The organism is Micromonospora sp. NPDC023966 (assembly GCF_040639095.1).
Classification (GTDB): domain Bacteria; phylum Actinomycetota; class Actinomycetes; order Mycobacteriales; family Micromonosporaceae; genus Micromonospora.
In genome coordinates this window covers 35107-47958 of the sequence record NZ_JBEZZJ010000036.1, presented here as the reverse complement: position 1 = coordinate 47958, position 12852 = coordinate 35107, and the positions used below count along the sequence as shown (strand labels likewise).

Here is a 12852-nt window from a genome sequence, read left to right as displayed (position 1 = left end):
CCCGGGTGTTGCGCGTTCCGCGCGCAGCGCGGAGGGAATCCCCGCCATTCATGGCGGTGGAGGATGTCAAGACGTACGGGTCAGCCGCCACGACCAGGACGGTCCCGCGATGTCCGCCTCGGCGCGCAGGTCGGTCGTCACGGCACCGAGGCCGGTACGGGCGGTCACCGTGCCAAGGTGCTGACCGGCGCGGACCTGCGATCCGGGCGCTGTCCGCTCAACGGCGACCGTGACCCGCAGCCCCGGCCAGCCGACGACCTTCACCGGGCTGGCGGTCCGTACCGGGACCGATCCGCCCCACGCGGCCCGGACCTCGCCCACGTCGGCCGCGGGCAGCACCTCGTACGCCCGCACGAGCCGCTTGGCCGCGGCGAGCAGCTTGCGGGTGACGGCGTTGACGGCCACGAGCTGCTCCGGGGTGTCCTTGCCGGGCTGGCCCAGTACCGCGCCCACGATGGTGAGGGTCCGGCCGGCGACGGCGAGACGGGCGGCGAAGACCAGGTTTCCGCCGGCCTCGTCGGTGGATCCGGTCTTGATCCCGAACACTCCGTCGGTGCCCAGCAGGTCGTTGTAGTTGCGGACGGTGCCGGCGACCGGCAGGGTCGCTTTCCGCTGCGCGACGATCTCGGCGAAGGCGGGCAGCTTGAGCGCCTTCTCGGCGAGCATCGTCTGGTCCGCCGCGCTGCTGACCGTGGTGGGCTCGAACCCGCTGGGATCGGTGTAGTGGGTGTCGGCCAGTCCCAGGCGCGCGGCGGTGGAATTCATCTTCGCCACGAAGGCGTCGACACTGCCGGCGTCCCACTTGCCCAACATCGCGGCCACGTTGTTGGCCGACGGCAGCATCAGGGCCTGCAACGCCTGCCGCTCGGTGAGCCGCTCGCCGGCGGCGACCTGCACCAGTGACTGCGCGCTCGGGATGCGGGAACGGTAGTCGGCCACGTCCGCGGCGGTGACGGTGATGGCCGGGCCGGGCTGGCCGACCTCGAGCGGATGGCCGGTGAGCACCACGTAGGCCGTCATCACCTTCGCGACACTGCCGATGGGGACCGACGCGTGTCCGCCGGACCGCCCCAGCGTGCCGAGCCCCACCACATCCAGCTGCGCCTGGCCCTGCCGCGGCCAGGGCACGCCGGTGACCTGTCCGGGGATGGACAGTGCGGCCGGCACCGAAAGCTGCAGCGCGGCGGGCGGCGGCTTCCGGGTGAGCTGGACGCCGGCCAGCGCCGCCAGCGCGGCCAGCAGGACAGCCAGCGGGATGACCACCAGCCGTCGGCGTGGCCGAGACCGGTTCGGAAGCGAGGACGCCGAATGGTAGACCGACAACGAAACCCAATCCCCCTCGAACGGGCGCCGGACGGCCATTGCGCAGCACTGACCGCTGCGGCATGCGGTTGCCGCAGCCCATCGCGAACAGAGATCTTATGCGGCGCACCCGGTGATCGTGATCCTGGATGCCGGACCACGCTCACCGGGTGCGTGTGCCGCCTCAGGCGTGGCCGTGCATCGTGAGGACGACCGCCTCACCAGCGCCCAGCGTGATCCGGGCGTGCCCCGCCTCGATCGTGCCCACCGTCGGCTCGAAGCCGGGCCAGGCGCCGTCCGCCGACACGGTCCGACCGTCGATGCGTACGGCCGGCGCGTCGAGGGTGCGGCCCGCGCCGGTCGGGTCCTCCGGGGTCATCCGGTCGAGTTCGTACGTCGCGCCGGGCGCTGCCACGTCGACCGACGCCGGCTGGTCACCCTTGTTGATCAGGAACAGCCGCCGCTCGGACGCCGCGCCGTCGACGCGCCAGGCCTTGACCTGCCCGCCCTGCGCGGCGTTGACCGTCACGGGCACCGGCCGGAGCCCGGTGGTGCCCTGTGCGAACCGGGAGAACAGCAGCAGCGCGTAATACTCCGGCGCAGGGGCCGGCGATCCCATGGCCGGTGAGGGGTCGAAGTTGATCGCGTTGTAGTAGCCGTTGCCTTCCTCGGGGTGGAAGAAGGCCCGTACCTCGGCGTTGTGGAAGTTCACCCCGACCGCGCCGGTGCCGCATTCGGCGTTGACCGACGGGGCGTGCGGCGGCTGAGGGCAGGCCGCGTTGAACATCGCGTCGAGCGCCCAGAGCGCGCTGGCCGCGACGTCGCTGACGCCGTGGGCGCCGCGTCCGGCGGCGGTGTTCAGTTCCTCGACCCGGTAGGCGAGGCCGTGGCGGGCCGCCTCGTCGGCGTGCGTGTAGACCTGGTAGTCGAAGTTGTCCAGCCGCTCGTCGGAGAGCAGCTCCGGGATGGTCGGGCAGCGGTACGGGTCGGAGGCGCAGGTCCGGGCCAGCGGGTAGAAGTGGTCGGCGGCCCACGGGCCGAACGTGCCGGCCTTCGCTTTCGTCGGTCCGGCGGTGGCGTCGAGGATGGCCGGCCAGTCGCCGAAGAAGCGGGTCTCCACGCTGCCGTCGGCGATACTCCGCCAGGGCGAGATGGGCTCACTGGTGTTCGGCGTGACGAGCGGGTACGGCCCGGTGACGTCCGCGCCCGAGTAGGCGGCGAAGTCGTTCAGGTACTCCTGGAGGTCGTAGCCGTAGGAGAGGTCCGGCTCGTTGCCGAGCGACACGGCGGCGACGTAGTTGTCGGCACCGGCGAATGCCGGCTGGACCCCTTGCGTGACGAAGGCCTTGGCGTGCTCCGGGCCGCGCCAGGGCCGCCCGGCGGTGGCCGGCGCCATGGCGGTGCCGAGGGTCACCGCCCAGCGCGGGGTGTCGCCGCCGTCGCCGTTGGCCGCGTCGAGGGTCGCCCGGATGTCGGCGAGGTCCTCCGGCGTGATCACGTCGTTGGCGTTCGCCGCGGTCGGGTCGAACCGCACGACGTCCTGCGACGAGCCGCCGATGCGCAGCATGCCCGTGTCGAGGTTGCGCAGCAGGTTGACGAAGGCGGGCCGGGCGCTCGGGCCCATGTACCGCTCGATCAGCGACCACTCGACGCTGAACCCGACGAAGTGCGCGGGGACGGACCCGCCGCCCACCATCGGCCGCGGGTCGAGACGTACGGACGCGTGGGACTCCGCCGGGTCGGCGGTCGCCGCGGCGCTCACGCCGGGGCAGGCGAGCACGGCCAGGGCCACGACCGCGGCGGCGCCGCGGGCCGGATGTCTTCTCATCAGGTACGCCTCTCAGGTTCGGATTCAGGACAGGGTGAGCGCGGCGAACCGCCAGTACTGGCCGGCGTTGTCGGCGGTGAAGTCGAGGTCGACGGTGCGGCCGTCCGCACCTCCGTCGACCGGGAACGTCAGCCAGGTGAACTGCCCGGTCGGCGACGGCGTCGCCAGATGCGCGAGGGCGCGGCCGCCGCTGGAGACGGTCATCGCGTCGGCGGCGAAGCCGGCGTCGCCCACCAGGAGGGCGACCTGGTGCGTACCGGCCGGCACGGCGAGCCGCAGCGTCGCGGGCGTCTGCCCGGTCACGATGTCGCGGCGCAGGTTGTCCGGGCCGCCCCGGTCGCGGGACTGCGGCGCGGTCCCGACCCAGCCGTACCCCCGGGCCGCGTCCCAACCCTCGGCGGGCGACAACCGGCGGTAGGTCGGCAGCAGCGGGCTGGTGGCCGTACCGGCGTCAAGCGCGAAGGGCACACGGTCACCGCGCGGCGCGGTCACCACGGGCGCCTCCGGCCGGCCGTACAGTGGCGCGCCGGTCGCCGTCACCACCGCGGCGAGCGTCGCCACCTGCGGCGACGACGGCGGCGTCACGGAAACGGGAATGCTCACCGCGCCGAACGCCGGCACCTCGCGCGCCGTCGACCCCGAGGTCCAGCCCTCCGGTACGGCCAGCCGCGCGTCGACCGGCACCGGACGGTCCGTGCCGTTGGCGACGGTGACCAGGGTCTGGCCTGCCTCGCCGGTGAACAGCGGCTGGCCTGGGACGGCCAGGCCCTGCACGGAAACGTGCCCGGAGGCCAGGACGGTCAGGTCGTCGACGTACGTGGGGACGACCGGTGGGTTGGTGTTGCCGCCGACCGCCTGCACCGCCACCTTCGGCGATCCGGCGAGGCTCGCGGTGCCGAGGGGATACCAGTACTCGCCGTCGCCGGAGTACTCCGCGGTGACGTCGGCGCCCCGGCGTACTAGGCGAAGCCGCGCCGACCGTCCGTCGTACGGCACGGACGACCGGGTGCCGATCTTCCCGCCCGACTCGCTGAGGAACTCCAGCGCCCGGCGCCCGTCGACCCAGCCGAGATCCGCCTTCACGTAGGTGTCGTCGTCGACGTACGCGTAGAACCCGACCTGCTGGAAGTCGGCGGAGAGGTCGGGTGCCTCGACGGTGACAGTGGCGGTGAAGTCGGACTGCGGAGTGTCGGTACGCACGAACAGGTTCCGCCCGTCGCCGCCGGCTCCCGTCTCGCCGCCGCGCAGCGTCGACAGCCGCAGCGCGCCGGGCCGGTCCCGCAGGCTCCAGCCGGAGTCGTCCGGGCGGACGATCTGCCAGCCGGGGTCCAGGGTGCCGGAGGTGAAGTCGTCAGCGGCCGGGCTGGTCACGCTGTCGTTGCTGCGCACGGTGAAAGGCACCGGCAGGGCCTCGGTGTCGGCGTCGACGACGGCCCGCACGAACCCGGTCGAGGAGACGTGGTCGGCGGTGAGCGTGCCAGTGAGCGTGACGTCGACGGTGGTTTCGCCGCCGGCGGGCACCGCGAACGGCACCGGCTCGGCGGTGAAACCGGGTGGTGGTTCGACCACCACCGTCCCCCGGCCGCCGTGGCCGAGGGCGTCCACGACGGTCACCCGCTGGCGCAGCGCCGCGGGCCGGTCCAGCGGTGCCGCGAGGACGCTGGCCCGCGCGATGCGCACCGGCGAGAACATCACCCGCCAGCCGAGCTTGTGTTCGCGGTAGAAGGTGTCGAGCCCCTTGGTGTGGAAGGGCGGGACGGGCTCCGGGTTCTGCCCGGAACCCCAGGTCGGGGTGCACCAGAACTCGGTGGAGGTCCAGTACATCTTGCCGATGAGGTGCGGGCGGTTGTTCAGCAACCGGTTGTGCTCGTCGACCAGGAAGGCCTGGTAGTACTCGGTCCCGCGGCCCACTCCGGGGCGCTGGTGGACGGCCTCCGCGCCGTACTCGCTGAGCAGGATGGGCTGGCCGGTCATCTTCTGCAGGGCGTCGAGGTGCGAGGTCAGGCTCTCCAGGGTGGAGTACCAGCCGGCGTAGTAGTTGGTGGCGAAGAAGTCCTGGTAGGGGTACGCCCGGTCGCTGGTGTGCCGGTGGGAGACCTGGGTGTAGAGCCGGGTCGGGTCGAGGCTGCGCCCGTGGGCGATGACGTTGCGCACGTAGTCGACCGCGCCGTCGGTCTCGGTGGCGTTTTCGTTCCCGACCGACCAGGCGAAGAGGCTGGGATGGCTGCGGTCGCGGTCGATCATCCGGCCCAGCGTCCGCTTGCCGAACTCCTGCACGTCGGGCCGGCCGAGGAAGCTGCCCGGTTGCGAACTGATGTTGTTGATCTCCTCGATGACCAGCAGGCCGTACCGGTCGGCGGCGCGCAGTTCGGCCGGGGTGGTGGGGTAGTGCGCGGGCCGGAAGAGGCGGAAGCCCTTGTCGTGCAGTTGCTTGATCTCGCGGTCGGCCAGCCCGTCCGGCTGGGTACGGCCCAGCCCCGGGTAGTCGGCGTGCCGGTTGAACCCGGGCAGGTCCTGGATCGGCTTGCCGTTGAGCAGCAGGTCGAGGCCGTCGACGGAGACGGTGCGGAAGCCGGTCTGCTCGACGAGTTCCCGCCAGGCGGCGTCGCCGAGCGGGCGGAGGCGCACGGTGTACAGGTTCGGGTGGTCCAGGTCCCAGAGCGCGGGAATCGGAACGTCGAGCGCGATCGGCGTCGCCGCGCCGCCGCCGGCGGGCAGCGTGGTGCTCACCGGCGTCGGGCCGAGCACGCGCCGGCCGTCGGGCCCGTCGAGCGTCAGCATCGCCGCCACCTGCTGCGGCGAGCCCGTCGCGTTCACCCCGGTCGGGCGTACGGTCAGCCGGCCGGCGGCGGTGCCCTCGGCCCGGGTCTCGGTCAGCGCGACGGCGGGGGTGCGCTCGAGGCGTACCTCCTGGAGCAGGCCGCCCCAGTTCCAGTACAGGCCCTGGACCGGGCGGGCGTACTCGCCCATGGTGGAGACCCGGTTGTCGACCACGACGGCGATCGTGTTCGTACCGGCCCGCACCGCCCCGGTCACGTCGAGCCGGGTGGGCAGATATCCGCCGGTGCTGGTGCCGACGTCCACGCCGTTGACGAAGTACCGGCAGGTCCAGAAGCAGGATTCGAAGACCAGCGCGGTCTGCTCGCCCGGCTCGGGTGCGTCGAGGTCGACCGTCCGGCGATAGACCCCGACCACGCCGCTGTCGTCGTTCCACTCGGCCCGCACCGCCCCGATCGAGTCGGGCACGGCGATGAGCGGCCAGTCGCCGGCCTCCTGCTCGGGCCGGACTGCCGGCGGGACGGCCCCGTCCAGAGCGCCGTCGGGCAGATCGGCGGCGGTGGCGAACCGCCATCCGCCGTTGAGGCCCTGGATGCCGGGACCGGGCGGCGGGGAGACGGTCACGACCCGCTTGGTCACGCTGCGGGTGCCCGACGGGGTGTCGGCCTCGGCCCGCAGGTCGTGGGCGCCGTCCTGGAACCAGGTGGCATCGGTCGCGGTGGCCCAGATCGGCGCGGTCTTCGTCTGTCTGGCGTAGACGTCGGTCAGCTCGGACAGCTGCACGTCGTCCAGGTAGAACCGCACGGCGGTCGTCCCTGGCGGAGCGTCGACCTCAAGGTCCACGGTGCCGCTGAGCTGCCGGCCGGTCGGCGCGGTGAACCGGAGGGACGGTTCGGCCGCGCCGACGCCGGCGGGGGGTGCGACCAGCACGAACGCCAGCGCGGCGGTGCAGGCGGACAGGCAGGCGACGATCGGTCTGGGGAGCCGGATCCTCATGGCAGCGTCCTCGCGGGTTCGACGGACCGGGCGGTCTCGCGCATCGGTCAGGTGCCTGCGCTCCGCGTGCCGCAGTTCTGAAACCGTTTGCGGTTACCTGATGGCAACAAAGGGTGCGGGCGCCCGTCAATGCATCCGGGGGGATGAAACAAGTTTCACGCGCCGCAGCGATCGGCTCGCTCGGTCGCCCGACCGGCGGCTTCACGCTTGCACCCGGCAAGGATCGCCGGCGACGGCGATCAGGACTGAAACAAGTTTCAGGCTGGTCACGCATTGACCGGCGGCCAAGTGTTTGGTGTCGTGAACGTCGGACCGCAAACGGTTTCAGGTCCGCGCGGTCCCCGACGAAGGTTCGGAGGAGAGGCCATGCCGCCTATGACGGATCCCGCCATCACCCGACGCGGACTGTTCGGCCTGGGGGCGGCCGCCACCGCCGCCACGACGCTCGCCGGCGCTGCTGGACCGGCGTGGGCGGCGGCGCCGGACGGCCTCGCCCCGCCGGGCGACGCCGCCGCGGAGCTCCTACGGCAGTGGCGGGAGGCGCCGGGCAGCCATCCGTTGCTGCCGGACGTGTCGACGGCCGGCTACCGGCTCGGCCGGCGGCCGCCGCGACCGCCGGTCACCACGAAGGTCACCGACTTCGGCGCCCGGCCGGACGGGACGGACTGCGCCGCGGCGTTCAACGCCGCCGTACGCCACGCGGGCGAGCAGGGCGGGGGAGTGGTGCTGGTGCCGCCGGGGACCTGGACGCTCTCCGGGCCGGTCTGGATGCACTGGTCGGGCGTGGTGCTGCGCGGGGCCGGTCGGGACGCCACCGTGCTGCACTTCTCGCATACCCTCGACGACGGCTACCGGCCGAACCGCCAGTCCAACGGCAACAGCCGCTGGTCCTGGACCGGCGGGCAGATCTGGTTCGTCTCGCCCGAGCGCCGCGCCCGCAGCGAGGCCGAGGACTACGCGGGGACCGAGGGGTGGCTGCTCGGTGACGTGCTCGCCGAGGTCGGCAGCGCCTCCCGGGGCCAGCGGACCCTGGTGGTGTCCGGCACCGGCCGGCTGACCCCCGGCGACATGGTCGTGCTGGAGTGCCAGAACCCACCGGACGCGAGCCTGCTGCGGCACCTCGCCGGCGACGTGCCCGGCACCCGCGACTACGACTGGCCCCGCGGCGCACCCCAGCTCGTCACCGGATCCGGCGGGCAGTACGTGCAGTACGCGACCCTGCAGTGGCCGGTGCGGGTGGAGGCGGTGCTCGGCGACCGGGTGGTCCGGCTGGCGCAGCCCCTCAAGTACGACCTCCGGCCCGGCTGGCCGGCCCGGCTGCGCGGGATCGGGCCGACCGTGACGGACGCCGGCGTCGAGGACCTCACGATCCGGAACGAGCTCATCCCGCAGACCGCGCACAACCGGCACCCGGGCTCCAACGGGGTGTGCTTCCAGGCGGTCCACGACTGCTGGGTGCGGGACGTCCGCGTGGAGAACTGCGATCTCGGCTTCGGGCTCACCACTGCCAAGTCGATCACCATCACCGGGGTCACCGTCGGCGGGCGGGCCGCTCACCACAGCTTTGCCTGCCGGATGCAGTCGAACGACAACCTGGTGGAGGACTTCGAGATCGAGCGGTTCACCGTCCCGGTCGTCTCCGGGGCGATCCACCACGGCCTCAACCTGGAGGGGCTCTCGGCCGGCAACGTCTACCGCGGCGGGCGCATGGCCGAGGGGACGTTCGACACCCACCGGGCGCTGCCCTTCGAGAACGTCCGGACCAACATCACGGTGGAGAACAACGGACGGGTCGGGGGATCCGCGGCGTCGGGGCCCCTCTTCGGCGCCCGCATGGCGCACTGGAACGTCCGCATCACCAACGACCGGTCGTATGCGATCACGATCGCCGACGTGGCGCCGCGCAGCGCAACCGTCGGCGTGCAGGGCGTCGGAGACACCAGCAGCGGCCTGACCCGCGACTTCTCCGGCGACCTGGAATCCCTGCTCGCCGACCACGGATCGGCGCCGTCCGTTGCGGACCTCTATCTCGCCCAGCGCGGACGGCCCTAGCCCTCAGGAGGACGAGATGCGTCACCTTCCAGGTCGAACGCCGGGACGACGGCTGCGGCGGTGCCTGATCGTGGGAGCGCTGGTCGCCGGGCTGGCGGCGTACCCCGGTGCCGTAGCAGTCGCCGGGGACGTCGCGCCGGTGACCACCGACCTCACCCTCACGGCGACGGTGAACGGGGGCAACGCCCGGCTGGCCGAGGACTTCCAGGGGTTCTCGGTGGAGTCGGCGGACTTCGCGCACGGGTTCCTGACCCGGGAGCGGATGGCCGAACGGCTGCGCACGCTGGGCCCGGGGGTCCTCCGGCTGGGCGGCTACTCGATGGACCTGGTCTGGCCTGCCTTCGGGCGGTGGGCCGACGCACCGGCCCCGCCGGAGGCGATCGGCGGCACCGTCGACCAGTCTGATCTGGAGCACCTCAAGCAACTGGTGGACGCCTCCGGCTGGAAGGTCACCCTCGGCGCACCGCTCAAGAAGATCATCGACCCGTCCAAAATCAAAAACCCCACTCGGGACCCGTCGCCCGACGTCAGCCTCGAGCAGGTGGTGGCCGAGGTCAAGGCCGCCTACGACACCCTCGGCGACGACCTGCTGGCCGTGGAACTCGGCAACGAGTACGACAACGTCACCACCCTGACCGGGGCGGAGATGTGGGCGACGGCGAGGCGGTACCAGGATGCGATCGGCGCAGCCGTGCCGCAGGCGCGGTTGCGGATCGCCGGGCCCTCGCCGAGCGGCGCGAAGAGCAGCACCCGGGAGGACGAGTTCGTCACGGCGGCGCTGGCCGATGGATCCGTCAATCCGCAGCACGTGCTCGCCGAGCTCTCCTCGCACTGGTATCCGTGGAGCCACTGCAGCGGCCGGACCATGACGATCCCGCAGCTGATGTCGGCGGAGACGCACTTCAACACCCGTGCCAAGCTGGCCGGGATGCGGGCTGTCAGCGCCCGGTTGCACGACACCGTGCGAACCACGATCAACGAGTCGAACAGCGCCTCGTGCAGCGGGATGCCGGGGGTCAGCAACTCGTACGCCACCGCGCTCTGGTCGCTGGACTACCTCCTGCAGACCGCCCAGAGCGGCGTCGACCGGCTGCAATTCCACACCAACACCGCCGCCATCTGCGGCGACTTCAAGGCACGTGAGTCCGCCGACTACCCGATCTCCTACCGCTACTACGGCGCGTTCTGCGCGGCCGGCCAGGCGGCGCTCGACGCGGATGAGCTCTCGGCGAATCCGCTCTACTACGGCATCTGGGCGTTCCGCCAGGTTCCCACCGGCCAGTTCGTCGACCTCGACCTGGCCGACAGCGCCCTCGACCGGATCCGGGCGTACGCCGTCCTGGGCCTCGACGGCGCCCTCACCGTCGTCCTCATCAACGTCCAGGACCCCGCCGTCGTCGGCAGCACCGCCGACACCGTCGCGGTGAACCTGCCGGCGGCCTACCGCGACGGGCGAGCGGTGACCCTCCGGAGCAGCGCTCCTGACGGGCTCGCCTCCCTCGACGCGAGCCGCATCACCCTCGGCGGCCAGCAAGTCTCGCCCGCCGGCACCGCCACCGCCACGCCGGAATCAGCCGTGGTGCCGGTCGACCACCGCTCGGCAACCGTCAGCGTCGCGCCCGGCACCGCGCAACTCGTCACCTTCTCGCACTGACCGGCCGGAGGCCCGGACCAACCATCGCCCACGGGAGCCGCACATGCAGAGTCCAGCGCCGGATCCGCGCCAGCCGCCGCGCGGCGTCAGTCGACGTACCCTGCTCGGCGGCCTCGGACTCACCGCCGCCGCGGTGACAGGCGCCCGCATCCCGGGTCCCGCGGCGGCGGCCCCGGCCGACAGTGGCCTCAGCGTCATGGTCGCGGGAACCGCGGCGGGCCGCGGCATGCCGCTCGTCGGCTACAACACCGGCCATTTCCTACCCGGCAGCAACACCAGCGCCTGGCTGGCGTACTCGCGCGTCAACGCGGTCCGCTTCTTCGCCTCCTTCGAGGACTGGTGCCCCGACGAGGCCTTCGACCCAGGTGCGGGGATTTCCGACATCGACGCCTTCGACGCGGCTAAGGAGGAACTGCGCCGCAGTCCGGAGGAGAACCGCTTCCTCGACTGGGCGCTGCTGCGGGAGGTGTTCGAGCACCACGTCTACTCGAACACCAACTTCTACCGACTGAACTATCAGCTCGGCGAGTTGAAGCGGCTGGCCATCACCCCGATCCTCGAGGCCGCCCAGCTGCGCTGGAACAGCCCGTGGTCTGGGCTGTGGCAGCAGTGGCAGAAGCACTACGCGTTCACCTACCACCTGGCCGGCAACTACGACGTCGAGCGCTTCAACTTCATCAACGAGCCCGACCACCCCAGCGCCGCCCGGGACATCGTCGACCAGCAGGTGTACGTCCGCGGCCTGCAGATCGCCTCGGACGCCGTGCACTGCGCCATCGCCGACGTGAACCAGCGGTACGGCAAGAGCCTGCGCGCGCTCGTGCACGCACCCGTCGTCACCCACGTGTCCAGCTCGCGGGGGAACGACCACATGGACGCCGACCCGGACGCCGACGCCCGCGACGACGAGCACGGGTGGGGTGAAATAGCGCTGCGCAACCTGCGCACCGACTACCGCGGCAACCGGGTGGACTACGACATCTTCTCCGTGTTCGACACCCACCAGTACAACAAGGCGGCCGAGACCTACGCGTACGAGTTCGCGATGATGCGGCAGCGGATGCGCGAGTACACCCCGACCGGCGTCGCGCTGCCGATCGTCTACTCCGAGTTCAACCGCCGCAACACCAGCACGTTCGAGACCAGCGGCGACGACCTCGACACCCCGCTGATCTACGGCGATCTGGCCCGGATCTGGGGTGCGGCGGTGACCGCCCAGGCCGAGGGCATGATCGTGTTCAAGTTCCAGGACACGATGCGCGCCAACGGCATTCCGTACGGCACGGGCTGCTACCACGTCGAGCACGACGGCGTCCACGACATCCACGGCGCCACCAAGACCGCCGAGGTCAACCGCCTCTTCGCCAAGGGCTTCGCGGGCGAGCACCGGCGGCTGCTGAGCGCCACCACCGGGGACGGCGGGACGATTCCGGTCAGCTACGACCCGCGGACCCGCTGCCACCATCTCTGGCTACCCCACCCCGGCGGCAGCCCCGCGGGGCCGCTCTCGCTGGACCTCAGCGGCTTGGGGCTCGGCGGCGGACAGGTCGTCGTCGAGGAGGTGAGCCCCACGCACAGCGGGGGTATCACCACGATCGCCGCGCTGCCCGCCGACGGCCGGATCACCCTGACCCAACCCGCCGACGCCGTCTGGCTGGTCACCGTGGCGGATGCCGACGAGTCCCGCTCCACCGAGGCGTACGCCGACGCCTCGGTCGTGCAGGGCAAACCGCCCGCCGTCGGCGTGCCGGAGAGCCTCGCCGTCGCCCTCGACCCGGGCGGGTCCTCCGCCGTGAGCTACCTCGCCTTCGACCTCGGCGGCGGCCCGGCGGCCCGCCGAGCCGTGCTCGAGGTGTTCGGCAGCAGCACAGACGCGGCACCGCTGACCGTGATGGTGTACGCGATGACCGACACGTCCTGGGCCGGACGCGAACTGACCTGGGAGTCGGCGCCGTACCTGGATCCCGGCGCGGTCCGGCCCACCTCGGTGGGTGACCGGCTCCACCCGGCCGGCCAGCTCACGGTCACCGGTGCCCCCGGTCCCGCCCGGCTCGACGTCACCGACGCGCTGCGCCACGCCCGTGGTCGTTCCCTCGGGTTCCTGCTGATCCGCGAGCGGAAGCGGGCCGAGGACACCGCCGACGACGGCCGCCGACTCGTGCTCTCCGGACGTGCCGCGCCCCGGCCGGACGTCCGCCCTCGGCTGCATCTGCACCACTGACGCAGCAAACCGTCCACCACC

6 protein-coding genes are annotated in these 12852 nt (G+C 72.2%); 3 read left to right on the top strand and 3 right to left on the bottom strand.

All coding sequences use genetic code 11. The features are described from left to right. Nucleotides 1–66: 66 nt before the first annotated feature. From AB0F68_RS29635 to AB0F68_RS29625, 3 genes are all read right to left on the bottom strand, one after another. The gene (locus AB0F68_RS29635) at nt 67–1263 is read right to left on the bottom strand and encodes a D-alanyl-D-alanine carboxypeptidase (RefSeq protein ID WP_357344171.1); all 1197 of its coding nucleotides are present in this window, start codon (nt 1261–1263) and stop codon (nt 67–69) included. A 223-nt stretch (nt 1264–1486) separates the two neighbouring features. Further along, complete coding sequence (locus tag AB0F68_RS29630; RefSeq protein WP_357344170.1) at nt 1487–3130, bottom strand: hypothetical protein; 1644 nt, start codon at nt 3128–3130, stop codon at nt 1487–1489. Between the two features lie 24 nt (nt 3131–3154). Next, complete coding sequence (locus AB0F68_RS29625) at nt 3155–6904, bottom strand: glycoside hydrolase family 2 TIM barrel-domain containing protein (RefSeq protein ID WP_357344168.1); 3750 nt, start codon at nt 6902–6904, stop codon at nt 3155–3157. A 366-nt stretch (nt 6905–7270) separates the two neighbouring features. Here AB0F68_RS29625 and AB0F68_RS29620 point away from each other — a divergent pair, with 366 nt between their 5' ends. From AB0F68_RS29620 to AB0F68_RS29610, 3 genes are all read left to right on the top strand, one after another. Beyond that, on the top strand, nt 7271–8956 hold the full coding sequence (locus AB0F68_RS29620; RefSeq protein WP_357344166.1) for a glycosyl hydrolase family 28-related protein: 1686 nt from the start codon (nt 7271–7273) through the stop codon (nt 8954–8956). A 70-nt stretch (nt 8957–9026) separates the two neighbouring features. After that, nucleotides 9027–10610, top strand: coding sequence for a glycosyl hydrolase family 79 C-terminal domain-containing protein (locus AB0F68_RS29615; RefSeq protein WP_357344164.1), 1584 nt, complete (start codon nt 9027–9029; stop codon nt 10608–10610). A 43-nt stretch (nt 10611–10653) separates the two neighbouring features. Then, nucleotides 10654–12831: a DNRLRE domain-containing protein gene (locus AB0F68_RS29610; RefSeq protein ID WP_357344163.1), complete on the top strand. Its 2178-nt coding sequence runs from the start codon at nt 10654–10656 to the stop codon at nt 12829–12831. Nucleotides 12832–12852 lie beyond the last annotated feature (21 nt).